This window comes from Streptomyces sp. NPDC002386 (assembly GCF_053593175.1).
The window spans coordinates 71,965-98,332 of record NZ_JBSFBX010000002.1 but is presented as its reverse complement, the minus strand read 5'-3'; the positions used below and the strand labels follow the sequence as shown (position 1 = coordinate 98,332).

The 26,368-nt window shown below is 72.8% G+C and carries 20 protein-coding genes and 1 tRNA gene; 9 read left to right on the top strand and 12 right to left on the bottom strand.

Features of this window, described 5'->3' with window-relative positions:
- The first annotated feature begins 59 nt into the window (after positions 1 to 59).
- The 8 genes from ACWCPN_RS04545 (at position 60) to ACWCPN_RS04510 (ending at position 12,984) form a co-directional block, all read left to right on the top strand.
- Complete coding sequence (locus tag ACWCPN_RS04545) at positions 60 to 665, top strand: small secreted protein (RefSeq protein WP_365121218.1); 606 nt, start codon at positions 60 to 62, stop codon at positions 663 to 665.
- Between the two features lie 105 nt (positions 666 to 770).
- Positions 771 to 2,291 (top strand): DUF7059 domain-containing protein, encoded by a 1,521-nt coding sequence (locus ACWCPN_RS04540; protein ID WP_451202385.1) that lies wholly within the window; start codon positions 771 to 773, stop codon positions 2,289 to 2,291.
- Positions 2,292 to 2,937: 646 nt separating this feature from the next.
- The gene (locus ACWCPN_RS04535) at positions 2,938 to 3,135 is read left to right on the top strand and encodes a hypothetical protein (protein ID WP_451202384.1); all 198 of its coding nucleotides are present in this window, start codon (positions 2,938 to 2,940) and stop codon (positions 3,133 to 3,135) included.
- Positions 3,136 to 3,394: 259 nt separating this feature from the next.
- On the top strand, positions 3,395 to 6,238 hold the full coding sequence (topA, locus tag ACWCPN_RS04530; protein ID WP_451202382.1) for a type I DNA topoisomerase: 2,844 nt from the start codon (positions 3,395 to 3,397) through the stop codon (positions 6,236 to 6,238).
- A 174-nt stretch (positions 6,239 to 6,412) separates the two neighbouring features.
- Positions 6,413 to 9,688: a dTMP kinase gene (tmk, locus tag ACWCPN_RS04525; RefSeq protein WP_451202381.1), complete on the top strand. Its 3,276-nt coding sequence runs from the start codon at positions 6,413 to 6,415 to the stop codon at positions 9,686 to 9,688.
- Positions 9,689 to 9,863: 175 nt separating this feature from the next.
- Complete coding sequence (locus tag ACWCPN_RS04520; protein WP_451202380.1) at positions 9,864 to 11,069, top strand: DNA polymerase III subunit delta'; 1,206 nt, start codon at positions 9,864 to 9,866, stop codon at positions 11,067 to 11,069.
- Positions 11,070 to 11,165: 96 nt separating this feature from the next.
- Positions 11,166 to 12,800 (top strand): alpha/beta hydrolase, encoded by a 1,635-nt coding sequence (locus tag ACWCPN_RS04515; RefSeq protein ID WP_451202379.1) that lies wholly within the window; start codon positions 11,166 to 11,168, stop codon positions 12,798 to 12,800.
- Between the two features lie 107 nt (positions 12,801 to 12,907).
- Positions 12,908 to 12,984: transfer RNA gene (locus ACWCPN_RS04510), tRNA-Thr, on the top strand.
- 135 nt (positions 12,985 to 13,119) lie between these two features.
- Here the strand turns inward: ACWCPN_RS04510 and ACWCPN_RS04505 are convergent.
- The 12 genes from ACWCPN_RS04505 to ACWCPN_RS04450 all read right to left on the bottom strand — a co-directional run bounded on the left by ACWCPN_RS04505 (position 13,120) and on the right by ACWCPN_RS04450 (position 25,343).
- The gene (locus tag ACWCPN_RS04505) at positions 13,120 to 13,923 is read right to left on the bottom strand and encodes a hypothetical protein (RefSeq protein WP_451202377.1); all 804 of its coding nucleotides are present in this window, start codon (positions 13,921 to 13,923) and stop codon (positions 13,120 to 13,122) included.
- Between the two features lie 34 nt (positions 13,924 to 13,957).
- Positions 13,958 to 14,470 (bottom strand): hypothetical protein, encoded by a 513-nt coding sequence (locus tag ACWCPN_RS04500; RefSeq protein WP_451202375.1) that lies wholly within the window; start codon positions 14,468 to 14,470, stop codon positions 13,958 to 13,960.
- On the bottom strand, positions 14,443 to 15,717 hold the full coding sequence (locus ACWCPN_RS04495; RefSeq protein ID WP_451202373.1) for an MCE family protein: 1,275 nt from the start codon (positions 15,715 to 15,717) through the stop codon (positions 14,443 to 14,445). The genes ACWCPN_RS04500 and ACWCPN_RS04495 overlap by 28 nt, the downstream gene beginning before the upstream one ends.
- Positions 15,714 to 17,006, bottom strand: a complete 1,293-nt coding sequence (locus ACWCPN_RS04490) for an MCE family protein (protein WP_451202372.1) — start codon at positions 17,004 to 17,006, stop codon at positions 15,714 to 15,716. The genes ACWCPN_RS04495 and ACWCPN_RS04490 overlap by 4 nt, the downstream gene beginning before the upstream one ends.
- Positions 17,003 to 18,112 (bottom strand): MCE family protein, encoded by a 1,110-nt coding sequence (locus ACWCPN_RS04485; RefSeq protein ID WP_451202371.1) that lies wholly within the window; start codon positions 18,110 to 18,112, stop codon positions 17,003 to 17,005. The genes ACWCPN_RS04490 and ACWCPN_RS04485 overlap by 4 nt, the downstream gene beginning before the upstream one ends.
- A complete protein-coding gene (locus tag ACWCPN_RS04480; protein WP_451203010.1) occupies positions 18,109 to 19,131 on the bottom strand; it encodes an MCE family protein in 1,023 nt (340 codons plus the stop codon). The genes ACWCPN_RS04485 and ACWCPN_RS04480 overlap by 4 nt, the downstream gene beginning before the upstream one ends.
- Positions 19,132 to 19,349: 218 nt before the next feature.
- Complete coding sequence (locus ACWCPN_RS04475) at positions 19,350 to 20,390, bottom strand: MCE family protein (protein WP_451202369.1); 1,041 nt, start codon at positions 20,388 to 20,390, stop codon at positions 19,350 to 19,352.
- Positions 20,387 to 21,643: an MCE family protein gene (locus ACWCPN_RS04470; protein WP_451202368.1), complete on the bottom strand. Its 1,257-nt coding sequence runs from the start codon at positions 21,641 to 21,643 to the stop codon at positions 20,387 to 20,389. The genes ACWCPN_RS04475 and ACWCPN_RS04470 overlap by 4 nt, the downstream gene beginning before the upstream one ends.
- A gap of 5 nt (positions 21,644 to 21,648) precedes the next feature.
- Positions 21,649 to 22,473 carry an MlaE family ABC transporter permease gene (locus ACWCPN_RS04465; protein ID WP_451202367.1) on the bottom strand — a complete coding sequence of 275 codons (825 nt, stop codon included), beginning with the start codon at positions 22,471 to 22,473 and terminating at the stop codon, positions 21,649 to 21,651.
- A gap of 3 nt (positions 22,474 to 22,476) precedes the next feature.
- Complete coding sequence (locus ACWCPN_RS04460) at positions 22,477 to 23,196, bottom strand: MlaE family ABC transporter permease (protein ID WP_451203007.1); 720 nt, start codon at positions 23,194 to 23,196, stop codon at positions 22,477 to 22,479.
- A gap of 47 nt (positions 23,197 to 23,243) precedes the next feature.
- Positions 23,244 to 24,173 (bottom strand): ABC transporter ATP-binding protein, encoded by a 930-nt coding sequence (locus ACWCPN_RS04455; RefSeq protein ID WP_451202365.1) that lies wholly within the window; start codon positions 24,171 to 24,173, stop codon positions 23,244 to 23,246.
- 108 nt (positions 24,174 to 24,281) lie between these two features.
- Positions 24,282 to 25,343 carry an RNA polymerase sigma factor gene (locus ACWCPN_RS04450; RefSeq protein ID WP_451202363.1) on the bottom strand — a complete coding sequence of 354 codons (1,062 nt, stop codon included), beginning with the start codon at positions 25,341 to 25,343 and terminating at the stop codon, positions 24,282 to 24,284.
- A 368-nt stretch (positions 25,344 to 25,711) separates the two neighbouring features.
- Between ACWCPN_RS04450 and ACWCPN_RS04445 the strand changes: the two genes are divergently transcribed.
- Complete coding sequence (locus ACWCPN_RS04445; protein ID WP_451202361.1) at positions 25,712 to 26,134, top strand: hypothetical protein; 423 nt, start codon at positions 25,712 to 25,714, stop codon at positions 26,132 to 26,134.
- Positions 26,135 to 26,368 lie beyond the last annotated feature (234 nt).

Below are 26,368 nucleotides of genomic sequence, written 5' to 3'. Positions count from 1 at the left end.
GGGTCGTCGTCATGCCGTGTAGATTCCGGGGGCCGAGAGCCATGGAAGGGACCGATCCGGTGAACAAGAAGCTCACGGCCGCACTGTCCGGCGGTGCGGTACTGGTAGTGGCGTTGTCGGGCTGCAGCGGCAGCGAGGACAGCGGCCCCGACCCCAAGCTGGTCGCCTGGGCCAAGACGGTGTGCGACGCGGTACCGGGGCAGGACGCCAAGATCAGGGAGGCGAACGCCTCGATCGCCAAGATAGCCACGGACAGCAACCTGCCGCCCAAGACCGCCAAGAGCACGTACGCGTCGGCGTTCCAGGACATGGCCGACGGCTACAAGGGACTGGCCGCCGCCATCAACAGCGCCGGAGCGCCTCCCGGGGTCGACGGCGGTGCCAAGCGGCAGAAGGACGCCGCCAAGAACCTCACCAGCCTCGCCACGGCGTACGGCGACCTGAAGAAGAAGGTCGACGGCCTCGACACCAAGGACCAGGGCAAGTTCGCCAAGGGCCTGCACGAGGTCGCCGACCAGACGAAGCAGATCGGCGAGCAGAGCAACAGCGGCACGGAGGCGCTGAAGCGGCTGGAGCAGGGCGATGTGAAGGAGGCGATCGCCAAGCAGCCGAGCTGCAAGGTCGCCGCATCGGGCTCCGCCCCCGCGTCGGCCACGACCGGCTGACCCGGCGTACGGACACCGCGGGACGCGGGCGGGCGGCCGCCGGACACGGGCGGCCGGCCCGCGCCGAGGCGGTCCCGGCCGGCCGCGCCGGGCCACAATGGGGGCGTGACTGACTCCGGCCTCGCCCCTCTGCCCGCCACCGACCGGCCAGACGTCGCCGCACTCCTGCGCGACGCCCTGCTCGCCGCCTCCTTCACCGCCGACGGGCTGCTCGATCTGCTCGGCGCCCCCGCCTACGCGGCGCTGGCCCGCAGCGAGACCGTGCCCGCGCTCCGGGCCACCCGCGGCGACACGCCGCTGGAGACGCTCGTACGCCTCTTCCTGCTCCAGCAACCGGTGCCCCGCGCGCGCGTGGCGGCCGTTCTGCCGGTCGAGGAGGCGCTGGAGGGCGGCTGGCTCCGCCCGGTGGCCGGTGACGAGGTCGCCGCGACCGTGGACGTGCGCCCCTACGGCGGCCCCGACGGCGAGGACTGGTTCATCGTGTCCGACCTGGGCTGCGCGGTCGGCGGCGCGGGCGGCATCGGCCGGCGGGACGAGGGCGTGGTCCTGGGCGTCGGCGGCGCCTCAATGACCCTGGCCGGCATCACCGTGCGCACACCCGTCGCCTCGGCGCTCGACCTCGGCACGGGTTCCGGCATCCAGGCACTGCACGCCTCCTCGCACGCCACGCGCGTGACGGCGACCGACGTCAACCCGCGCGCGCTGCACATCACCGCGCTCACCCTGGCGCTCTCCGGCGCGTCCGCCGCGGACCTGCGCGAGGGCTCGCTGTTCGAGCCGGTCCGGGACGACGAGACGTTCGACCTGATCGTGTCCAACCCGCCCTTCGTGATCTCTCCCGGCGCCCGGCTGACGTACCGCGACGGTGGCATGGGCGGGGACGATCTGTGCCGCTCGCTCGTTCAGCAGGCGGGGGAACGACTCAACGAGGGCGGGTTCGCGCAGTTCCTCGCCAACTGGCAGCACGTCGCGGGGGAGGAGTGGCAGGACAGGCTCAGGTCGTGGGTGCCGCGCGGGTGCGACGCCTGGATCGTGCAGCGCGAGGTGCAGGACGTCACGCAGTACGCCGAGCTGTGGCTCAGGGACGCCGGCGACCACCGCGGTGACCCGGCGGAGTACCAGGCACGCTACGACGCCTGGCTCGACGAGTTCGAGGCGCGCAAGGTCAAGGCGATCGGCTTCGGCTGGATCACCCTGCGCAGGACCGGGGCGGCGGAGCCCTCGGTCACCGTGGAGGAGTGGCCGCACTCGATCGAACAGCCGCTGGGGGAGGCGATCCGGGCCCACTTCGACCGCCTCGAATACCTCCGGGACCACGACGACGCCGCCCTGCTCGAAGGCCGGTTCAGGCTGACCGCCGAGGTGGTCCAGGAGCAGGTCGGGCTGCCCGGGGCCGAGGACCCCGAGCACGTGGTGCTGCGTCAGCACCGCGGTATGCGCCGCGCCACGAAGGTGGACACGATCGGCGCGGGCTTCGCGGGCGTGTGCGACGGCTCGCTGAGTGCCGGCCGCATCCTCGACGCGATCGCCCAGCTCGTCGGAGAGGACCCGGTCCTGCTGCGCGACCGCACCCCCGCGCAGATCCGGCTGCTGGTCGAGCAGGGCTTCCTGGAACCGGAGCACTAGCCGGACACGGGGCGCGGCCCGGTCGGCGCGGAGGGGCGGCCGCCTCCACATGGCTCCCCCGCCGGGTCCGCGCCCGACTGCCCTGGACGCCGCCGCCATAGGTCCGCGCCCCGCTGCCGTGGTCCTGCGTCCCGTCGCGGGGGTCCGTGCCCGACTGCCGTGGACCCCGTCGCCGGGGGTCCGTGCCCCGCTGCCGCGGCTCTGCGTCCCGTCGCCGGGTCCGCGCCCCGCTGCCGTGGGCCTACGTCCCGCCGCAGGGCCCGTGTCCGACTGCCCTGGACGCCGCCGCCGTAGGTCCGCGCCCCGCTGCCGACGACCTGCGTCCCGCCGGTGTGGGCCCGTGCCTCTCTGCCGAGGGCCCGCGCCCCACTGCCGTGGATCGCGCCCCGCCGCCGTAGACCCGGTCCCCGAGCCGTCGTAGCCGTGTCCGGACCGGTGTCGTATGCCGGTGGCACGGGCCGGAACGCGCCGGTGCCGGTAAAACGGCCGGAAAAATACGGGGGCGGTCCCGGACGGGGTGCGTTCGCGCGCCTGTTCGGTGGCCCGGGGGTCTTCCGTTCACCCCGATGTCGCCGGCCCGTTCCCCGCGCGTGCCACTCTCCCCGCGCTGGGTACGGCGGGCGGCTGGCAAGGGGCGGACGGGGTCATGGAGAGCGGACCGGCGATCTTCGCGGGATTGGTGTTCGCCCTGTTCGGGGGCGCCCTGCTGGTGTGGACCGGCATCCGGGTACGGCACCGTGAACCGGTCTCCCAGGGTGTGAGCCCGGTCGCATCGGCCGCCCTCGCCGGTACCGCCGCGGTCGTCGCGCTGGGCCTCGCCGCGTACTGCCTGACCCGCCTCTGACGTCGGCGGCCGTGGTGGCGCCCGGGTAATAGGAGCGTCACGCTCCGGACAGGGCGGCGGGGGCCGCCGCGGAGTCCGGGCGGCAGGAATGCCGGTAGTCGGGTTACCGTTCGAGTGGCCGTTGTGGGCTTTTCCCGTTTGACACGGGGGCGGGATGTACCGTCACACTCCGCAGCGTCACACGAGCCAGAAGCACGCCGTGACCCCGGGACGAAGGCCCGGGGGGAGCGGTCGGCGTCGACCGGAGAGAAGAGCGAAGTTGTCCCCGACCAGCGAGACCGCACAGGGCGGCCGCCGACTCGTCATCGTCGAGTCGCCTGCCAAGGCGAAGACGATCAAGGGCTACCTGGGCCCCGGCTACGTAGTCGAAGCGAGCGTCGGGCACATCCGCGACCTTCCGAACGGTGCCGCGGAGGTGCCCGAGAAGTACACCGGCGAGGTGCGCCGGCTCGGCGTGGACGTCGAGCACGACTTCGAGCCGATCTATGTCGTCAACGCCGACAAGAAGGCACAGGTCAGGAAGCTCAAGGATCTGCTCAAGGACTCCGACGAGCTCTTCCTCGCCACCGATGAGGACCGCGAGGGCGAGGCCATCGCGTGGCACCTCCTGGAGGTCCTGAAGCCCAAGGTCCCGGTCAAGCGGATGGTCTTCCACGAGATCACCAAGGACGCGATCCGCGAGGCCGTCGCCAACCCGCGTGACCTCAACCAGCGCATGGTCGACGCCCAGGAGACCCGCCGCATCCTCGACCGCCTCTACGGCTACGAGGTCTCGCCGGTCCTGTGGAAGAAGGTCATGCCGCGTCTGTCGGCCGGCCGTGTCCAGTCCGTCGCGACCCGGCTCGTCGTCGAGCGTGAACGCGAGCGCATCGCCTTCCGCTCCGCCGAGTACTGGGACCTGACGGGCACCTTCGCGACCGGCCGCGCCGGAGACCCGTCGGACCCGTCGTCGCTGGTCGCGCGTCTGCAGACCGTCGACGGCAGGCGGGTCGCGCAGGGCCGCGACTTCGACTCCCTGGGGCAGCTCAAGAGCGCGAACACCCTGCACCTCGACGAGGTCAACGCCCGCGCCCTCGCCGCCGCGCTGGAGAACACCCGCTTCTCCGTGCGCTCCGTCGAGTCCAAGCCCTACCGCCGCTCGCCGTACGCCCCGTTCCGTACGACGACGCTGCAGCAGGAGGCCAGCCGCAAGCTCGGTTTCGGCGCGAAGGCGACGATGCAGGTCGCCCAGAAGCTGTACGAGAACGGCTACATCACGTACATGCGTACGGACTCCACGACGCTGAGCGACACCGCCGTGGCGGCTGCCCGCGCCCAGGTCACGCAGCTCTACGGGGCCGACTACCTGCCGGACCGGCCGCGTACCTACGCCGGGAAGGTCAAGAACGCGCAGGAGGCGCACGAGGCGATCCGCCCCTCGGGTGATCGTTTCCGCACCCCGGCCGAGACCGGCCTGACCGGCGACCAGTTCAAGCTCTACGAGCTGATCTGGAAGCGGACCGTCGCCTCCCAGATGAAGGACGCGACCGGGAACAGCGTGACCGTGAAGATCGGCGGCACCGCCGCCGACGGCCGGGACGTCGAGTTCAGCGCGTCCGGCAAGACGATCACCTTCCACGGCTTCCTCAAGGCCTACGTCGAGGGCGCCGACGACCCGAACGCCGAGCTGGACGACCGCGAGCGCCGGCTGCCGCAGGTCGCCGAGGGCGACGCGCTGTCCGCCGAGGAGATCACGGTCGACGGCCACGCCACCAAGCCCCCGGCCCGCTACACCGAGGCCAGCCTGGTCAAGGAGCTCGAGGAGCGGGAGATCGGCCGCCCGTCGACGTACGCGTCGATCATCGGCACGATCCTCGACCGCGGCTACGTGTTCAAGAAGGGCACGGCCCTGGTGCCGTCCTTCCTGTCCTTCGCCGTCGTCAACCTGCTGGAGAAGCACTTCGGCCGGCTCGTCGACTACGACTTCACCGCCCGCATGGAGGACGACCTCGACCGCATCGCCCGCGGCGAGGCGCGTGCCGTGCCGTGGCTGAAGCGGTTCTACTTCGGCGAGACGGTGCCGGACAGCGGCTTCGCCGCGGGTGCGGCGGACGCCGGCAACGGCGACGGGGACCACCTCGGCGGCCTCAAGGAGCTGGTGACCGACCTGGGCGCGATCGACGCGCGCGAGGTGTCCTCCTTCCCGGTGGGCAACGACATCGTGCTGCGGGTGGGCCGCTACGGCCCCTACATCGAGCGCGGCGAGAAGGACACCGAGCAGCACCAGCGCGCCGACATCCCGGCCGACCTGGCACCCGACGAGCTGACCGTCGACCTGGCCGAGGAACTGCTGGCCAAGCCGAGCGGCGACTTCGAGCTGGGCACCGACCCGGCGAGCGGCCACCAGATCGTCGCCAAGGACGGCCGCTACGGCCCCTACGTCACCGAGGTGCTCCCCGAGGGCACCCCGAAGACCGGCAAGAACGCGGTGAAGCCGCGGACGGCCTCCCTCTTCAAGTCGATGTCGCTGGACACGGTGACCCTCGACGACGCGCTGCGGCTGATGTCGCTGCCGCGTGTCGTCGGCACCGACGCGGAGGGCGTCGAGATCACCGCGCAGAACGGCCGCTACGGCCCGTACCTGAAGAAGGGCACGGACTCGCGCTCGCTGCAGGCCGAGGAGCAGCTCTTCACGATCACGCTGGAAGAGGCGCTGGCGATCTACGCCCAGCCGAAGCAGCGTGGCCGGGCCGCCGCCAAGCCCCCGCTGAAGGAGCTGGGCGAGGACCCGGTCTCCGCCAAGCCGGTCGTGGTGAAGGACGGCCGCTTCGGGCCGTACGTCACCGACGGGGAGACCAACGCGACCCTGCGCTCCGGCGACAGCGTCGAGACGATCACCCCGGAGCGCGGCTTCGAGCTGCTCGCCGAGAAGCGGGCGAAGGGCCCCGCGAAGAAGACGGCGAAGAAGGCCACCGCGAAGAAGGCCGCTCCCGCGAAGAAGACCGCCGCCAAGAAGACGGCGGCGAAGAAGACGGCGGCGGCCGCGAAGAAGACCACGGCCAAGAAGACGACCGCGAAGAAGGCGACGGCCTCCAAGGCGACGGCCTCGGGCACGGAGGACTGACACCCCGCCGGACCGCCGGCCGGACCGTCACTCCGGCCGGCACCGGCTCTGACCTGGGCCTCGGCTCGGGCTTCGGCTTCGCGAAACGAACGCCCCGGCACCACTTCGGTGTCGGGGCGTGAACACGTCAGGAGTGGTGGGTGTGGTGTCGGCGCCTGCGGATAGGCTGAACGCATGACGCGAGCCGAGCAGCCAACGGCCCCCACGCCAGCACCGGACGACGCCCTGGTCGCGGACTCCCGCGAGCGCGCCGTCCGCTCACTGCTGCGCCGACCTCAGGTGAAGCGCCTGTGGAGCGCGCAGCTGGTGAGCGGGGTCGGTGACTGTCTCGCCCTTCTCGTGCTGATCGTCCTGGTCCTCCAGGCGGCCATCGCAGAGGGCTCCTTCGGCGGGGGGTACCGCGGCGCGGCGTTCGCGGTGGCGACCGTCTTCGCGGCGCGCATCCTCGCCACCCTGCTCTTCGGCGCCGTCCTGCTCGGCCCGTTGACCGCGCTCACCGCCGAGGAGGGCCCGCTCGACCGCCGCTGGACCATGGTCGGCGCCGACGGCCTGCGGGTCGTCCTGCTGATCGTCGCGCCCCTGTGGATCGACTGGATCCCGGACAACGCGCTCGCCGTGCTACTGGTCACCGTCTTCGTCACCGGTGTCGCCGAGCGGCTGTGGACGGTGTGCCGGGAAAGCGCGGCCCCCGCCCTGCTGCCGGCCCCGCCCCCGGAGGGCGCGACGGTACGGCCGCTGCCGGACCACCTGGACGCCCTGCGCCGGCTCGCGCTGCGCACCGCCTTCCTGGCCGTCCCGCTGGCCGCCGCCGTCCTGGTCGTGGCCGCCCTGCTGAACAACCTGCTCGGCACCGGCGTGGCCTGGTTCGACCAGCACCAGGCGGCCCTCGGCTCCTATGTCGCGGCGGGCCTGTTCGCCGCGTCCCTGTCCGTGCTGACCTCCCTGGAGCTGCCCGGCACGCGCACCCCGCGCGCGCGGTCCCCGCTGGAGGGGCTGCGCCGCCCGCGCACCGGCACCGGTGTCGACAAGGGCCGCACCGGCGCCATCCCGCTGCTCGTCCCGGCCTGCGCCGCCGTCGCCGGAGCCATCGCCGCCGCCGTCGCGGTGTGCGTGCTGCACGCCAAGGACCTGGGTGGCGGCCCGGTCCTCTACGGCCTGCTGGTCCTCGGTCTGACCGGCGGCGTCGCCGTCGGCATCCGCACCGCGCCCTCGGTGCTGCCCTCGCTCTCGCGGCGCCGGCTCCTCGCGCTCGCCATCGCCTTCACTGGCATCGCCCTGCTGGCCGCCGGGCTGGTCCCGGACGTCACCACCGTGCTGCTGATCGTCACGCTGGCCGGCGTCGGCGCGGGCATCGCGGCCAACACCGGGCACGCGCTGCTGGACCAGGAGACCGAGGAGTACCGCAGGGCGCGCACCACCGAGCACCTGCACGCGGTCGTACGCGTCTTCATAGCGCTCGGTGCCCTGATCGCCCCCGTCGTCGCGGGGCTCATCGGCCCGCACCGGCTGGAGAACGGCAAGTTCGTCTTCGCGCACGGCGGAGCCTCGTTCACGCTGATGCTGGTCGGCGCGCTGCTGCTGCCGGTGGCCGTGATCGTCCTGGCCAAGGCCGACGACCGCTCCGGCGTCCCGCTGCGGCACGACCTCAAGGACGCGCTGCTCGGCGGCGACGACCCGGTCACCGCCCAGGCGGCGGGCGGCTTCTTCATCGCCCTGGAGGGCGGCGACGGCGCCGGCAAGTCCACCCAGGCCGAGGCCCTCGCCGAGTGGATCCGGGCCAAGGGCCACGAGGTCGTACTCACCCGCGAACCGGGCGCCACCCCCGTCGGCAAGCGGCTGCGGTCGATCCTGCTGGACGTGTCCTCGGCCGGCCTGTCGCACCGCGCGGAGGCGCTGCTGTACGCGGCCGACCGCGCCGAGCACGTCGACACCGTCGTCCGGCCCGCCCTGGAGCGCGGCGCCGTCGTCATCTCCGACCGGTACATCGACTCGTCCGTCGCCTACCAGGGCGCGGGCCGCGACCTGTCGCCGACCGAGGTCGCCCGCATCAACCGGTGGGCCACCAACGGACTCGTCCCGCACCTCACCGTCCTGCTGGACGTCTCGCCCGAGGCCGCTCGCGAGCGGTTCACCGAGGCCCCGGACCGGCTCGAGTCGGAGCCGGCCGAGTTCCACGCGCGCGTGCGGGCCGGTTTCCTCACCCTCGCCGCCTCCGACCCCGGCCGCTACCTGGTCGTGGACGCGGGGCAGGAGCCCGAGGCCGTCACCACCGTGATCCGGCACCGGCTCGACACCGTGCTGCCGCTGTCCGAGGCCGAGATCAAGGCCCAGGAGGAGGCGCGGAAGAAGGCCGAGGAGGAGGCGCGGAAGAAGGCCGAGGAGGAGGCGCGCCGCAAGGCCGAGGAGGAGCGCCTGGAGCGTGAGCGCCAGGAGCAGCTCGCCAAGCTGCGCGCCGAGGAGGAGGAGCGCAAGCGCCGCGAGCTGGAGGAGGCGCAGCGCCGCGAGGCCGAACGGCAGGCGGAGGAGGCCCGGCAGCGGGCCGAGGAGGCCGCCCGCCGCGCCGAGGAGGAGCGGCAGCGGCTGCTAGCCGAGGAGAAGGCCCGCGCCGAGGAGGAGGCCCGCCGCCGGGCCGAGGAGGAACGCCGGCGCCGGCAGGCCGAGGAGGAGGCCCGGCAGCGCGCCGACGAGGAGGCGCGGCAGGCCCGCCTGCGTGCCGAGGAGGAGGCACGGCGCCTGGACAAGCAGCGGAAGGCCGAGGAGGCGCTGCTGCGTGCCGAGGAGGCCCGCCGGCAGGCGGCCGAGGCGGCCGCGGCCGCCGACACCGCCGCCCGCAGGCCCGGCACGCCGCAGCCGAAGGTTCCCGGCATGACGCCCGACGCGGCGACCGTGGCCACGCCGGTGGTTTCGCCGGGGTCGGCGGAGACGGTGCCCACGCCCGTGGTCTCGCCGGGCGCCGACGAGACGGCGGTGCTGCGGCCGGTGCGCGAGGAGCGCGCCGAGGACGCCCGGACGGCGGGCCGCGCCTCCGACTCCGAGGTGACGGCCCAGCTGCCGCAGCCGCCGGCCCCCTCCGGCGCCGCGGACGAGACGGCCGTACTGCCGCCTGTGCCGTCCGGTAGCGCCGACGAGACCGCCGTGCTGCCGCCGGTCCGGGACGAAGACCCCGCGCACCGCGTGCCGCCCGGCTACTTCCGGGACGACTCCCGTGACGGGCACAATGCCGCCCGTCCCGACGGCGGCGAGGACCGCACGCGGGAGATGCCCCAGATCGGCGCCGACGGCACACCCCGGAGCCGCCCCCGGCCCGACTGGGCCGAGGAGACCCCGCTGGACGATCTGCCGTCCCTGGCGGACGAACTGCTCGGGTCCTACGGCGACCGGGAGCCGGAGCGGGACGAGTCCGGCGACGAAGAGCCCCCCAGGCGGCGCGGCCGCGGCCGGCGCGGCTGAGCGCGGACGCCGGAAGCACACCGGCCGGCCCGCCGAAACGGGCCCGCCGGGCGAGGAACACCGGGCGGCGCCCGCCGGACCCCACGGGGTACCGGCGGGCGCCGCCGTCGTTGTCAGCGGCCGCCCGCACAATGGAGGGCGGAACGCGGAGTGTGACGGAAGGACGGCGTGACCCATGACCGTGTGGGACGACCTCGTCGGACAGGACAAGGTGAGCGCGGTGCTCGACGGTGCCGCGCGGGACGCCGACGCCCTCGTCACGGCCGCCGCCACGGACCGGCCGCCGCCGGAGGCGTCGAGGATGACGCACGCTTGGCTGTTCACCGGCCCGCCCGGAGCCGGCCGGAACCAGGCGGCACGGGCCTTCGCCGCGGCCCTGCAGTGCGTGAGCCCCGACCGGGCCCTCGGCGGCGCCCCCGGCTGCGGCTTCTGCGACGGTTGCCACACCGCGCTGCTCGGCACCCACGCCGACGTCAGCGCGGTGGCCGCCGTGGGCGCCGAGATCCTCGTGCGGGACATGCGGGACACGGTCCGCAAGTCGTACACCGCCCCGGCCAACGGCCGCTGGCAGATCATCCTGGTCGAGGACGCCGAGCGGCTCAACGAGAAGTCGGCGAACGCCGTCCTCAAGGCCGTGGAGGAGCCCGCGCCCCGCACGGTGTGGCTGCTGTGCGCCCCCTCGGTCGAGGACGTCCTGCCCACGATCCGCTCCCGCTGCCGCCACCTGAACCTGCGCACGCCCTCGGTGGAAGCCGTCGCCGACATGCTCGTACGCCGTGACGGCATCGAACCCGGGGCCGCCATGGCCGCCGCGCGGGCCACCCAGGGCCATGTCGACCGGGCCCGCCGCCTGGCGACCGACCCGGCCGCCCGCGAGCGCCGGGCCGCCGTGCTCAGGCTCCCGCTGCGGCTGGACGAGATCGGTGCCTGCCTCAGAGCGGCCCAGGAACTGGTCGACGCGGCCGCCGAGGACGCCAAGCAGCTCGCCGAGGAGATGGACGGCAAGGAGACCGAGGAGCTGAAGGCGGCGCTGGGCGCGGCCCAGGGCGGCCGGCTGCCGCGCGGCACGGCGGGGGCGGTGAAGGACCTCGAGGAGATGCAGAAGCGCCGCAGGACCCGCACCCAGCGCGACAGTCTCGACGTCGCCCTCGGCGACCTCACCGGCTTCTACCGCGACGTCCTCGCCCTCCAGCTCGGCTCCCGGGTCGCGATCGCCAACGGCGACACCGAGGACGCCCTGGACCGGCTGGCCCGCGGCAGCAGCCCGGAGGCCACGCTGCGCCGCATCGAGGCGATCGCCGCCTGCCGGGATGCCCTCGACCGCAACGTCGCCCCGCTGCTCGCGGTGGAGGCGATGACGATGGCACTGCGGGCCGGGTGAGCCGGGCGTACGTCGGTTGACGGACTCCGTCCTCCGTACGAGGCCACCCTCCGTACGCCGCGTACTCAAAGCATTGCTCAGCGTTACGATCGCCTGATGCACACCTGGCCCTCCCTCCGCCGTCCCCAACGGACCGGCCGGACCCGCACCGGCCCGCGTGCCGGAACCCGATCCCGGGTGACGACCCGTGTCACGGGCGCCCTGATCGCGGCCGCCGCGCTGCTCGTCTCCGCCTGCTCCGCCGGGGGCTCGACCACGACGTCCACCGGTGCGGCGGAGGCGGCGCTGGCCGCGCTGCCGCGGGCCACGCCCGCCCCGCTGGCCCCCTACTACAACCAGCACCTGCGCTGGCGGGACTGCGGTGTCCCCGGCTTCCAGTGCGCCACGATGAAGGCGCCGCTGGACTACTCCGACCCCGGCGCGGGCGACATCAAGCTGGCCGTCGCGCGCAAGAGCGCCACCGGCAAGGACAGGCTCGGCTCACTGCTGGTCAACCCGGGCGGCCCGGGCGGCTCGGCCATCGGCTACCTGGAGCAGTACGCGGGCATCGGCTTCCCCGCCGAGGTCCGCTCGCTCTACGACATGGTCGCGATGGACCCGCGCGGCGTGGCGCGCAGCGAGCCGGTCGAGTGCCTCGACGGGCGCCAGATGGACACCTTCACCCAGACCGACACGACCCCCGACGACCGTCAGGAGACGAACGCGCTGGTCGGGCAGTTCCGCAAGTTCGCGGAGAGCTGCGGCGCGCGCTCGGCGCGGCTGCTGCGGCACGTGTCCACCGTCGAGGCCGCGCGGGACATGGACATCCTGCGGGCGGTGCTCGGCGATCGGAAGCTGAACTACGTGGGGGCGTCGTACGGCACCTTCCTCGGCGCGACGTACGCCGGCCTGTTCCCGGACCGGGTGGGCCGGCTGGTCCTGGACGGCGCGATCGACCCCTCCCTCGACTCCCGCAGGGTCAACCTGGAACAGACGGCCGGCTTCGAGACGGCGTTCAAGGCGTTCGCGGAGGACTGCGTGCACCGGTCCGACTGCCCGCTCGGCGGCAAGGGCACGACTCCCGCGCAGGTCGGCGACCATCTCAAGGCCTTCTTCCGCAAGCTGGACGCCCATCCCATCCCGGCGGGCGACGCGAGCGGCCGCAAGCTCGGCGAGTCGCTGGCCACCACCGGGGTGATCGCCGCGATGTACGACCAGGCGGCCTGGGGGCGGCTCCGCGAGGCGCTGACCTCCGCGATGCGGAAGAACGACGGCGCGGACCTGCTCGCCCTCTCGGACAGCTACTACGAACGCGACGCGAAGGGCCAGTACAGCAACCTGATGATGGCCAACGCCGCCGTGAACTGCCTCGACCTGCCGCCCGCCTTCACCGGCCCGGCGCAGGTGGAGCAGGCGCTGCCCACGTTCGAGAAGGCGTCCCCGGTCTTCGGCGAGGGCCTGGCCTGGGCCTCGCTGAACTGCGCGTACTGGCCGGTCAGGGCCACCGGCGAGCCGCACCGGATCGAGGCCGGGGGCGCCGCCCCCATCGTGGTCGTCGGCACCACCCGTGACCCGGCGACGCCGTACCGCTGGGCCCAGGGCCTGGCCGCCCAGCTCTCCTCGGGCCGCCTGCTCACCTACGTCGGCGACGGCCACACCGCCTACGGCCGCGGCAGCGCCTGCATCGACTCGGCGATCAACGCCTATCTGATCAACGGAACCCCGCCGCCCCCAGGAAAACGCTGCTCATAGCCCCTGTGCCCGCCCCGGAGCCCACCGCTCCGGGGCGGGTACGAAGCACCCCGCGAAACTGTGTAGACTTACCGACGTTGCTGATCGCACCATAGTGCGGACAGCGCGCCGCTTTAGCTCAGATGGCCAGAGCAACGCACTCGTAATGCGTAGGTCTCGGGTTCGAATCCCGAAAGCGGCTCCATCGGAGACCAGGTCGCGTGAAGCGTGGCCTGGTCTTTTTCGTTGCTCGCCGCCGGGTCAGGGGCGTCCGCGGGGCACGAGGGCAATGCGGAAGTGCCCCCGGCGCGACTGCGCGGGGGTACTTGCGCGGGGCCGGTCAGAGGGCGTCGACGCCGCTCACCCTCCAGCCGTCGGAGGTGCGGGTGAGCGTCATGCGCACCCGGTTCAGGTCCAGCCGGGGCTTCGAGACCTGAGTGCTCCGGGTGACCTGGTTGACGAAGAGCAGGACGACGGCACGGTCCGGTGTGGCCGAGACGACGGACGCGGCCGGGGCGCCGCCGTCCGCGGGTGTGGCCACGGTCGCCTTCACCACCCCGTGGTACTTCGTCGCGGTCGGCGCGACCACGGCCTTCGTGGTCTTGCCGTACTGGTCGCGGAAGTGCCCGGTCAGCAGGGTGCGGGCCCGGGAGAAGTCCCGGTCCAGGTGCCGGTAGTCGTAGGAGAGCACGACCGGCGCCGCGTTCCGCGCGGCCGCGAGGGCCTCGCCGCGGGCCTGCTCCGCCTGCCGGCCTTGCCGGTACTGCCACCCGAGTACGGCGGCCGCGGCCAGGGCCGCCACGAGGACGACGCCCAGCACCGCGGGAAGCGCGCGCGGCGCGGCCCGGCGCGGGGGTGCGGCTTCCTCCGGCCTCTCGTCGAACGACTCCACCGGTTCCAACGGCGCGGGCGGTTCGGACGGCTCGGGCCGCTCGGCGGAGTCGGGCTCCGGCGGGCGCCGCCGGCCGTTCGCCGGGGGCTCGACGAGCAGGTCGCGGCCGGCGGTGGTCCGCTCCTCCCGGCGGGCGCCGCGCTCGGGCTGGGCGGGCCGTCCGGCGCGCTTGGCCGCCGCGCGGGCGGCCGCGGTCATGGTGCGGCGGGCCGGTGAGCCGGTGCCGCGGGTCCGAGCGGTCGGGTTCGCCACGGTGTCTCTCCTCATCGATGGACTCACGGTCCGGTCAGCCCACGAACGCGACGTCGGAGGTCAGCCAGCGGCCGGACACACGCGCGAGGTCGAGCTGGAGCCGGTAGGTGCGCGCCTGGCCCTCGGGCGCGGCGGTGTTGGTCACCTTGCTGTCGGCCACGACCAGGACCCGGGCCGAGTGGTCGTCGGACCGCACGATGCCCGCTTCCAGGACCTGCCCCTCGGACACCGACCTGTTCTGCCCGACCAGCTTCGTCAGCTGCGCGGTCTGGGCGGCGAACTCCTTCTTGAACTCTCCGGTGGCACCCTTCAGCACGTCGCCGCTGTCCCGGTCGTAGTGCCGGTAGTCGAGCGAGGTGAAGTTCAGCGCCGACTGGCGGGCGGCCGCCAGGATGTCCTGACGGCGCTGTTCCGCCGCGTGCTGGCCGGACAGCCTCAGGCCCAGCCAGACACCCGGCACGGTCGTCAGCACGGTCGCGGCGACGAGCGCCGCCGACAGCAGCCTCACGCGTCCGCCCCTCACGCCATCGGTCCCACGAGCAGCCATTGCCACGACTCCTTTCCGAACACGGTCTGTTCCCCGCCGGTCGAGCCGATCTCGACGGGCGTTGCGTCCGGGCCGGTCACGGTGCCGGTCTCCGGGTCGTACGGGGCCACGAACGCGGCCTGGCCGGCGCCGTACCGGCCGGCCGCCGCGCCGGGCGCGTTCTGCGCTCCGCGCACGGAGGTCTCGCTGCCGCGCGGCACCGTGCAGCGCGCCTCGGTGTTCGCCGGGCGCGTGCCGGTGTCGGCGGGGTCGCGCCGCCGGGTGCCGTAGCCCCGCGTGCACGCGGGAGGGTCGTCGGCGTTCACGGTCAGGCCGAAGTGGGTGGTGCCGTCGCCGGGGATGACCGTGTAGCTGCCCGCGACATTGAGCGGGAGCGTGACCAGGGCCTGCTCGACGCCGGGCAGCCTCGCCACGGTGATCTGGCCCCCGCTGATGAGGTTGGCCAGCAGGACCGGCACCTGCGGCCGCGTGGACCTCAGCAGGGAGTCGACCTCCCGCGCGGCGGGCGCCGTGTTGCCGATCAGCCGGCGCAGATCGCCGTCGCTCGACTTCAACTGACGTGTGAGGGACGCCAGATCACGGGAGAACGACTTGATGGCAGAGCCCCGGTCGGCCTGCGTCTTGAGCACCTTCCGCGAGTCCTCGACCAGCGAGACGGTCTGGGGAAGCGACTCCGACGCCGACTCCACCAGTGCGTCGCCGGAGTCCACCAGCCGGCTCAGGTTCGGTCCGGTGCCGGCGAACGCCTTGCCCAGCTCGTCGACGGTGACCCGCAGATCGTCCTTGCCGACGGAGCCGACGAGCCGGTCGAGGCCGACGACCAGGTCGGTGACCGGCAGCGGGGTCCGGGTCCGGCCGCGCGGGATCGGGGTGCCGTCCACGAGGTACGGGCCGCCCGAGCGCCGCGGCTGGAGGTCGACGTACTGCTCGCCCACCGCCGAACGGTCGGCGACCACCGCGAGCGTGTCGGCCGGGATCCGCGGGGCGCCGTCCTCGATCCTGAGCGCCACCGAGACCCCGGAACCGGTCAGCCGCAGATCGCCCACGCGGCCCACCGGCACGCCCCGGTAGGTGACCTCGGCACCGGAGAAGATGCCCCCGGACTCGGCGAAGTCGGCGCGCACGGTGTACCCGCGGTGCAGGACGTCGTCCACCAGGCCCGTGTAGCGGGCGCCGACGTACGACACCCCGAGGGCGGTGACGGCCGCGAAGGCCAGCAACTGGGCCCTGACCGTACGTGTGATCACGGCACTATCCCCTTCAGCATCAGCTCGGCGAGGCCGGTGTCGATCCCCGACGGGAGGCGGCGCGAGCCGTCCTCGGTCCCGTAGGCGGCGGTGCACACCGGCGGGCACGGCAGGGTGCCGCCGCCGGAGGGCTTCGAAGGCGCGGAGGGCAGGGACGGGGACGACGGCAGGGACGGGGTGGACGGCAGCGGCGGGACGGAGGGGAGGGAGGGCAGGGGGGTGGGAGTGGGGAGGCCGGGAAGGCGCGGTGTCCCGGGGGCGGGGGACTTCCCGCCCTTACCGGGCTTCCGGGTGACGTTGCCGTAGAGGTCCGCCAGGTCGAGATCGGCGGTGACCCCCAGGTTGACGTAGTCGCCCTTGACGGCGTCCGTCGCGTTGCGCGGGAACGGGTACGTGGTGAGGATCTCGAGGGAGTCGGGCAGGTCGTCGCCCGCCTTGTTCAGCTCCCGCAGGATGGGCTGGAGCTTCCTCAGGTTCGCGACGGTGTCGTCGTGGGAGGCGTTCACCACCCGGGTGGCGGTCCTGCCGAGCCCGGACAGGGCGGTGAGCATCTTCGTCAGGTCCTTGCGCTGGTCGGCCAGGGCCTTCAGGGCGGGCGGCATGGTGTCGACGGCCAGGGCGATCGTCTTCCTCTCCTTCTTCAGCCGCCTCGCGAGCCGGTCGACGCCCTTCAGCGCGCGGACGATCTCCGCCCGCTGGCCGTCCAGGCCGCCGAGGAACGTGTCGAGCTGCTTCAGCAGGGACCTGACCCGGTCCTCACGGCCGTCGAGGGCCTTGTTCAACTCGACCGTGATCGTCTTCAGCTGGGCCACCCCGCCGCCGTTGAGCAGCGCGGACAGGGCCGACAGCACCTCCTCGACCTCCGGGTTGCGGCCGCTGCGGGACAGCGGGATGCGGTCGCCGTCACGGAGCCGTCCGAGGGGCCGCGTGCCGGCCGGCGCGGACAGCGCGACGTACTTCTCGCCGAGCATGCTGGTCTGCCGCAGGCCGGCGACCGCGTTGCCGGGCAGCTTCACCGAGTCGGCGACCCGGAGCCGCACGCGGGCGTGCCAGCCGTCCAGTTCCACCTTCTCGACGGCGCCGACGGTGACGTCGTCGACCTTGACCGCCGACTGCGGCACCAGGTCCAGGACGTCCCGGAACTCGACGGTGACGTGGTAGGCGTGACCGTCCGAGGCGGCGCCGCCGGGGAGCGGGACGTCGTACCAGCCGTTGAACTCGCAGCCGGTCAGCAGCAGTGAGCCCGCCGCCGTCCAGGCGGCCGCCCGAACCGTGCGCCGGGCGCTCACGCCGGTGCTCCGAGGATTCCGCCGAGGGTCCTGTCCACCGTGCCCGTCGACGCGGGAGCCGACGGAACCTCGGGCAGGGAGTCGAGGAGCTTCTTCAGGCCGGCGCAGTCGTCGTGGTCCTCCCCGGTCGTCCTGAGGACGGAGCAGAGAAGGGATGACGGGTCCTGCGGGGCCTGTGCGTTGTTGCGGGTGTCGAGGGTGCCGGCGGCGGGGTTGTAGGCGTTCTGCAGGTTCGACAGGCCCGTGGGGGCGACGGTCAACAGCTCCTCCAGAGCTTTGCGTTGGGTGACGAGGACCTTGGTGACCTTGGCCAGGCCCGTCACGTCCGAGGCCAGCGCCTTCTTGTTGCCCTTGACGAAGCCGGACACGTCGCCGAGGGCGGCGGCCAGGTACTTCAGCGCGGCCGCGAGATCCTTGCGTTCCCCGGCGAGCTGCCCGGCCACGGCGGCCAGGTCGGTGTTGAAGGCCCGCACGCTGGTGTCGTCCGCCGCCAGCGCGGCCGTGAACACCTGGAGGTTCCGCACGGTCCCGAACAGGTCGCCGCGCCCGCCGGACAGCGTGGTGACCGCCTGGGACAGGTCCCGGACCGTCCGGTTGAGGTTCTCGCCCTGCCCCTGGAGGTTGTCCGCGCTCACCCCGAGCAGCCGGGACAGCGAGCCCTTCCTGTTGGCGCCGTTCGGGCCGAGCGCCTCGGCGGTGGTGTGCAGGCTGTCGAAGATCCGGTCCAGTTCGACGGGGACGGCCGTACGGGACTCGGGGATGACGTCTCCGTCCCGCAGCACGGCGCCCTTGCGGTACACCGGCAGCAGCTGCACGTAACGGTCGCTGACCACCGAGGAGTTGATGATGGCGGCCTGTGCGTCGGCGGGGATCCTGCGGCCCCGGTCGTACTCCAGCTCCACCCGTACCCGGTCGCCCTCCGGTGTGATCTTCCCGACCTCGCCGATGCGGACGCCGAGGACGCGGACGTCGGATCCCGGGTAGATGCCGACGGTGCGCGGGAAGTACGCCGTGACGCGGACGGGGCCGGGGCCGGGCCGGAGGAGGACGGCGAGGCCGACGACGATCGCGAGCGCGGTGAACAGGGCCAGGAGTCTGCGGGTCATCGGGTGCCTCCCGTCCGCGGCGTGACCGGGGCGGCGACCAGGTTCTGGATGTAGGAGTCGAACCAGCGGCCGTTGCCGAGGGTGTTGGTGAAGAGCCGTACGTAGGGGGCGAGCAGCCGGACGCTGCGGTCGAGGCTCGCCTGGTTGCGTTCGAGCATCGCCACGAAGGTGTGGAGGTTCTTCAGCGCGGGCCCGATCTCCTTGCTGTTGTCGTCGACCAGGCCGGACAGCTCGATGCCCAGCAGCGCGGAGCTCTTGAGCAGCGCGTGGATCGCCGTGCGCCGCTTGCCGATCTCCTTGAACAGGGCGTCACCGTCCTTCACCAGCGCGGAGAAGTCCTTCGTGTGACCTGCCAGCACCTTGGTGACTCCGTTCGCGTGGTCGAGGAGCCCACGCAGCGCCCGGTCACGGGCGGCGACGGTGCGGGAGATCCGCGACAGACCCTTGATCGACGCCCGCACCTCCGCGGGGGAGTCCTGGAAGGTGACGGAGATCGTGTCCAGTGCCTTCGCGAGCCGGCCGGTGTCGACCTCCTCGGTGGTGGTCGTCAGGTCGCTGAAGGCCTGGACGACGTCGTACGCGGACACGGTCCGCCGCAGCGGGATCTCGCTGCCCGGCTTCAGCCGGCCGGGCCCCTTCGGGTACAGGGCGAGGTACTTCGCGCCGAGGATCGTCTTGACCCGGATCGCCGCACCGGTGCCGGTACCGAACGCCGGGCCGCCCTTCACCTTGAAGGTCACCCTGACGTGGTCGCCGTCCAGGTCGACGCCGTCGACCTTGCCGACCTTGACCCCGGCGATCCGTACCTCGTCGCCCGGCTTGAGCCCGCCGGCCTCGGAGAAGGCCGCGCTGTAGGTGTCACCGCCGCCGATCAGCGGCAGGCTGTCGGCGTTGAAGGCGGCGACGGTGAGCAGCGCGAGGACGGTGAGGCCGACGGCGCCGAGGACGACCGGGTCGCCCCCGCGGAACGGCTTCGGGCGTGGCCGCCCGAGCCGGATCCTGGGCAGCCTCGGCGGCAGGACGCAGACCTTCACCAGGGGTTCGGGGCGGGGTGCGCGCCGGGGCAGCAGCCGGGGGAGCCGCGGCAGCCTCGGGGGCAGGACGCGGACCTTCACCAGGGGCTGGGGGCGGGGTGCGCGCCGGGGCAGCAGCCGGGGGAGCCGCGGCAGCCTCGGGGGCAGGACGCGGACCTTCACGAGGGGCTGGGGGCGGGGTGCGCGCCGCCTGAAGAGCGCGCTCATGCGCCGCACCTCGCCCGGGCCACGTGCATGTCCGGGGTGATCACCTGCTTGGTCTTCGGCAGCACGATCCGGCCGTCGAAGTCGCAGAGGTAGAAGTTGAACCACGAGCCGTACGAGGCGGTGCCCGTCAGTTTCTCCAGCTTGTTCGGCAGCCGCTTCAGGACGCCCTCCACGGTGTTCTCGTTCTTGTTCAGGGTTCCGGTGAGATCGCCGATCCCGGCGATGTCGTCCTTCAGCGGTGGACGCGCGTCCTTCAGCAGCCCCGACGTGACGTCCGTGAGGTCGCCGATGCTCACCAGCGACTCCCCGATGGGCCTGCGGTCGGCGGACAGCCCCGAGACCACTCGGCGCAGCTGCGTGAGCAGCCCGGAGAAACGGGAGCCGCGCTTGTCGAGCGTCTCCAGGACGGTGCCGAGGTTGTCGATCACCGATCCGATCAGCTTGTCGCGGTCGGCGAGGGTGCTGGTGAGCGAGGCCGTGTGCGCGAGCAGGCTGGTGACCGTGCCGCCCTCGCCCTGGAGGGTCCGGACGATCTCGGTGGCGAGCTGGTTGACGTCGCTCGGGCTGAGCGCGGCGAACAGCGGCTTGAAGCCGTTCAGCAGGGCGTTGAGGTCCAGTGCCGGCTGGGTCCGGGACAGCGGGATGGTGCCGCCGGGTCGCAGCCGGGCGGTGACGTCGCCGGTGCCCTCGGTGAGCGCGAGGTACCGCTGCCCGACCAGGTTGCGGTAGCGGACCACCGCGTGGGTCCCGGCGAGCAGCGGCCGGTCCGCGCTGACCGTGAACGTGACCTCCGCCAGGGTCCGGTCCTTGATCCGGATGTCCTCGACCTCTCCCACCCGTACTCCGGCCACCCGGATGTCGTCGCCGGTCTCCAGCCCGGTGACGTCGGTGAACACCGCGTGGTAGGTGTCCTTGGCGGTGAAGGAGAAGTTCACGACGGTGGCGGCGAGCAGCGCCGTCGCCGCGATCGTGACCAGCGCGAAGAGGCTGAACTTGACCAGCGGGGCGGCGGTCTGCCGGGCTCCTGACCCGCTCATGCGACACTCACCGCCGTTCCGCGTGCGAGCGGCCCGAACAGCAGGGTCGCGACGGACGGCACCTGGTCCGCGGGAACGCCCATGACGGGGGCCACGAGCGAGCCGACGGACCGCTGTTCGGCCCGGGAGGAGGACACCGCGGGGCTTGCGGGCAGTGCTCCGCCGGAGGCCGACGTGCCGTCGTGGAGACGGGGCTTCGGCCCGGGCACCCGCGGGTGCGGCAGACCCCGGCAGTCCGGACCGGACCGCTCGCCGTAGACCGGCTCCTCGCCGGGCCGGTACGCCCCCTGCGGCCGGACCGCCTCCAGCGTGATCCGCATCTCGCCGCCCCGGAACGCGTCCTGCGACGCCGCCTCCTGCCGGACCAGGCCCTGCAACAGGCACGGGTACTCGGGGGAGTAGCGGGCGAACAGCTCCAGCGTGGGGCGTGAGACCCGGCCCAGCGTGATCAGGCGGTCGCCGTTCTCGGACAGGAAGTCGTCCGCCGTGCCCGCCACGGTGGCGGTCGCGCGCAGAGCCGATGCCAACTGGTCCTTCTTCTCGACGATCGTCCGGCTGGTGGTGACCGTGTTGCGCAGGATCCGCATCAGGTCGGGAGCGGCGTCGCCGTACACCTCGGCGACGTCCGCGAACCGCGTGATGTCCTCCTTCAGGGAGGGCAGGTGCGGGTTGAGGCGGCGCAGATAGCCCTCGACCCGGGTGAGGTTGCCGCCGATCCGGTCGCCGCGGCCCTCCAGCGCGGTGGCGAACGCCGAGAGGGTGGCGTTGAGTTCACCCGGGCGGACCGTGCGCAGCAGTGGCAGCAGGTCGTTCAGCAGCTGCTGGACCTCCATGCCGGCCTTCGTGCGGTCCTGGGTGATGACGTCGCCCGCGCGGATCGGCCGGGCCGGCGCCTGCCCGGCAGGGGCGGGAGCGACCAGGTCGACGTACTTCTCGCCGAAGAGCGTCTTGGGCAGCAGCCGCGCGCGCACGTCCACGGGGATGTGCGGGACGTACCGCGGCTTCAGCGCGATGTCGAGGGTCGCCTTCGTGCCGTCGGAGTGCACCGCCCGGACCTCGCCGACCAGCAGCCCGCGCAGCTTGACGTCGGCGCGGGGATCGAGCTGGTTGCCGAGGGTGCCGGCCTCCAGGGTGATGGGCACCACGGAGGTGAACGCCTGCTGGTAGACGGCCACCGCGAGCGACAGCAGCAGCGCGAGCACGGCGAGGAACGCGATGCCGTACAGCCTGAGTCTCGTCGTGTGCGTACGCACCGGTCTCACCCCGCTATCCGTACCGTCGTGCTGGCGCCCCAGATCGCGAGGCTCAGGAAGAAGTCCAGGACGTTGACGGCGACGATGGAGGTCCGCACCGCCCGGCCCACCGCGACGCCGACACCTGCCGGGCCGCCGCTCGCGTGGTAGCCGTGGTAGCAGTGCACGAGGATGATCAGCACGGCGAAGACGATCACCTTTCCGAAGGACCAGAACACGTCGACGGGCGGCAGGTACTGGTGGAAGTAGTGGTCGTACGTGCCGGTCGACTGCCCGTAGTAGCCGGTGGTGATGGTGCGGGCGGCCAGGTACGAGGACAGCAGCCCGACCACGTACAGCGGGACCACCGCGACGAAGCCGGCGATCATCCGCGTCGTCACCAGGAACGGCAGCGACGGGACGCCCATCACTTCCAGCGCGTCGGTCTCCTCGCTGATCCGCATCGCGCCGAGCTGCGCGGTGAACCCGGCGCCGACCGTCGCGGACAGCGCGAGTCCGGCCACCAGCGGGGCGATCTCCCGGGTGTTGAAGTACGCGGAGAGGAACGCCACGAAGTTGGAGGTGCCCAGCTGGTTGAGGGCCGCGTAGCCCTGGAGGCCGACCTCGGTGCCGGTGAAGAAGGACAGGAACGCGATCACGCCGACCGTGCCGCCGACGACGGCGAGCGCGCCGCGCCCGAAGCTCACCTCGGCGAGCAGCCGGAGGACCTCCTTCTTGTAGCGGCGCAGGGTACGGCCCGTCCAGGCCAGGGAGCGTCCGTAGAAGGACAGTTGCGCGCCCAGCTCCTCGAGGGAGTGCAACGGGCGGTCGAGGAGTTCTCGCGGTCTCATCGGCTAACCCCTCTGCGGGACGACCTGGAAGTACACCGCGGTCATCACGAAGTTGGTCACGAACAGCAACATGAAGGTGATCACCACCGACTGGTTGACGGCATCGCCCACGCCCTTCGGGCCGCCCTGTGCCGTCAGCCCCTTGTACGAGGCGACGATCGCCGAGATGGCCCCGAAGACCAGCGCCTTGATCTCCGCCGCCCACAGGTCGGACAGCTGGGCGAGGGTGGTGAAGGACGCCAGGTAGGCGCCGGGCGTGCCGTGCTGGAGGACGACGTTGAAGAAGTAGCCGCCCGCGACACCGACCACCGAGACGAGGCCGTTGAGCAGCACGGCCACGACCATCGACGCCAGCACCCGCGGTACGACGAGCCGGTGGACCGGGTCGATGCCGAGCACCTGCATCGCGTCGATCTCGTCCCGGATCTTGCGCGCCCCGAGGTCCGCGCAGATCGCCGTGCCGCCCGCACCCGCGATCAGCAGCGCGGTGACGATCGGCGAGGCCTCTCGCAGCACGGCGAGCACGGACGCGGCTCCGGAGAAGGACTGCGCGCCCAACTGCCTGGTCAGACTGCCGATCTGCAGTGCGATGACCGCCCCGAAGGGGATCGAGACCAGAGCCGTCGGCAGGATCGTGACACTCGCGACGAACCACGCCTGCTGGATGAACTCCCGTGTCTGGAAGGGACGCCGGGGGAGGGACCGGAGCACGTCCAGCGCCATCGCGAAGAGGCTGCCCGACTGCCGGAGCGCGCCCGTCGGGGAGATCTTCACGGGCGTGTCACCCCCGTCGCGCGCAGCGCCGCCTCGCGTCCGGCGATCGCCTCCCAGCGGGGCGGGCGGGTGATGCCGGGGCCGGGGAGCAGACGGGGAGCGGGCGTGTGGGCCGGACCGTCCTCGCCGATCTGGGCGAGCTCCTGCTCGACCTGGGCCGCGTCCTTCTCCTCCGCCATGCCGATCGGCCCCTGCATCCGGCCGTTCAGGAACTGCCGGACGACCGGCTCGTCACTGGCCAGCAGTTCCTCGCGCGGCCCGAACATCACCAGCTCGCGCCTGAACAGCAGCCCGATGTTGTCCGGGACCTGGCGGGCGGAGGCGATGTCGTGGGTGACGATCAGGAACGTCGCGTCGATCTGCGCGTTGAGGTCGACGATGAGCTGGTTGAGGTAGGCCACGCGGACCGGGTCCAGGCCCGAGTCGGGCTCGTCGAACAGGATGATCTCCGGGTCGAGGACCAGGGCCCGGGCGAGCCCGGCGCGCTTGCGCATGCCGCCGGAGATCTCGCCGGGGAGTTTCCCCTCGGCGCCGATCAGCCCGACCATGTCCATCTTCTCGAGGACGATCCGCCTGATCTCGCTCTCGGACCTGCGGGTGTGCTCGCGCAGCGGGAAGGCGATGTTGTCGTAGAGGTTCATCGAGCCGAACAGCGCGCCGTCCTGGAACAGCACGCCGAACAGCTTCCGCACCTCGTACAGGTCGCGCTCGCGCAGCCGGGTGATGTCCCGGCCCGCCACCTTCACCGAGCCCCGGTCCGGCTTCAGCAGTCCCACGAGTGTCTTGAGGAAGACCGACTTGCCCGTCCCCGAGGGGCCGAGCATCACCGAGACCTCCCCGGCGGGCAGCGTCAGCGAGACGTCCTGCCAGATGACCTGGTGGCCGAAGGACTTGGTCAGTCCCTCCACGCAGATCTCGACACCCATCCGTTCCACCCTTCGCCCGCGGAGCAGCTCCGACATCTGCTCTACGGGGAGGGGAGGGGCGTCCGTCGCGGCGGACGAAGATTTTTTCGCGGGCGCGGGTACGGGGCGCTACGGCAGCTTCGGCGACGGCGTTCCCGAGGGCGTCCCGGGGGCGGGGACGGAGAGCGGGGCGGCCGGTACGGCCGTGGCCGCGGGAAGCGACGGGACCGACGGGACGGCCGGCCTCGTCGGCAGGCCCGGCACGGCGGTCGGCGGAACCGGCACCACCTCGGGCACCCGCGGGACCCGCGGCGTGGACAGCTTCGGGAGCGGGGGCGCGGACACGTCCGGCAGGGACGTCACCGACAGCCCCGACAGCGGCGGGGACGTCCTCCCGGTGGGCGCGTGCGTCCGGCTCCCGGCCCCGGACGCCGGGGAGGAGGGTGCGGGCGTCCCGGGGGCGCGCCCGGGTCCCGTGGCCCCGTCGCGCGTGACCCGCGCGTCGGTGGCGACCGCCGCCCTCGGCGCCGGACCGGCCCCGTCCCCGCCCGGGCCGAGCGTGTACGGCAGCACGAAGCCCGCCATCGCCAGGGTCGCCGCCGCGGAGGTGGCCACGGCCACCTGGGCGTTGCCGCTCCCGCGCAGCCGCCCGCGCCCGACCAGCAGCAGCACCAGCCCGAGGGTCCCGGCCAGCGAGGCACGCAGGGTCCGCCGGGCCCGGGCCAGCAGCGACTCGACGGTCCGGTAGCTGAGTCCCATCCGCACCGCGACCTGGCTCACGTCCAGGTCCTCGGACCGCAGCCGAAGGGCCTCCGCCTGCCGTGCGGGCAGTTCACCGCTGCGCACGGCGAGCCACTTCGCCTCGGCCCGGTCGCACACCGCCTCCTCGACGGGGACCGGGCCCGGCGCGACGAGTGTGGGGCGACTGCCCACCTCGGCCTCGCGGTGGACCTGCCGGTGCCGGTCGACGCACAGCCGCATCGTCACCGTCGTCAGCCAGGCACCGAGCCGCTCGTCGTCGAGGTCCGGACGCTCCGCCGCGCGCAGCATCGCCTCGTGCACGGCGTCCTCGGCGTCCTCCCGGCTCATGGATCGCCGCCGGGCCACCTTGAGCAGTTGCTCCCGCTGGCTCCACATGCGCCGCCAGCGCTCGTCGGCGGCCGCCGTGTCCGCGGGCATGTCCGTCGCCATGAGGGCCCCTTCGCACTCATCCGCCGGTCCTGTGCTTCCGACGGGTGGCGACATTACCGCCGAGTAGTGGCAGTTGTGGAGGGGGCGAGGCCCATCGGGTTCCCGTCGTCGCCGGTGGTCAGCGGCCTCCCGGGTCTCGCGGGTGCCGCAAAAATGTTCGACCTCATTGCCCGTATGAATACCGAATGGCCGGTATTGCGCGGCTGTCGGCGCGAGTCGATCTTCTCTAGGGTCTCCACCAAGTGACCGCGAGCGGTTGCGACTTGGGGGAGCGGGGGAGGCGGGCGCGCAGAGCGGTCCGCGATGGAGGGAACGTGACCCGAGGTCCCGGCCGTTCGACACAGGCTGTATCGAGGGGAACCACACACATGCGCAGGACCATCGCCACCCTGGCCACACTCGGACTCACCGTCGCCGGCCTGAGTCTGGCCACGGCCACCACCGCCTCCGCGGCCGGCTACGGCTGCTCGGGATCGCAGATCGACTCGTACAACACGACCGCGAACGGCGACGTGTGGGCCACGGCCTACCTCTACTACTCGTCGGCGAACGGCGGCACCAACTGTGCCGTCCTGGTCGCCAGGAAGTACGCCGGTGTGTCCCACTACATGACGGTGGCGATCAACAAGTCCGGCAGCAGCACCTGGAAGGGCAACGACGGAGCGTTCAGCTCCTACGCGGGGCCGGTCACCGTCACGGGCACCGACGGGCACTGCATCAACCTCAAGTTCGCCGAGGACAACGGCGGTCTCTGGGTCGGCCGGGACGTCAACAACGTGCACTGCGGCTGAGCGGACCCCGCCGCGAAGAGGGCGGGACAGGACCCCGGCCGTTCACCTCCGCCGACCGGGGTCCTTCTGCGTCCCCGGACCAGGCCTGCGGCGACACTCCCCCGAGTTACGCGTGCGACGCGCGCGCCGTCGGGCCGGATCCGATGAAATGATCAGATCAGGACGCGCCAACAGATCGCTAACATGTGGCCAACGGTTCGTCCGCAGCCGCCGATCGGCCGGCCGGAAGCAGGA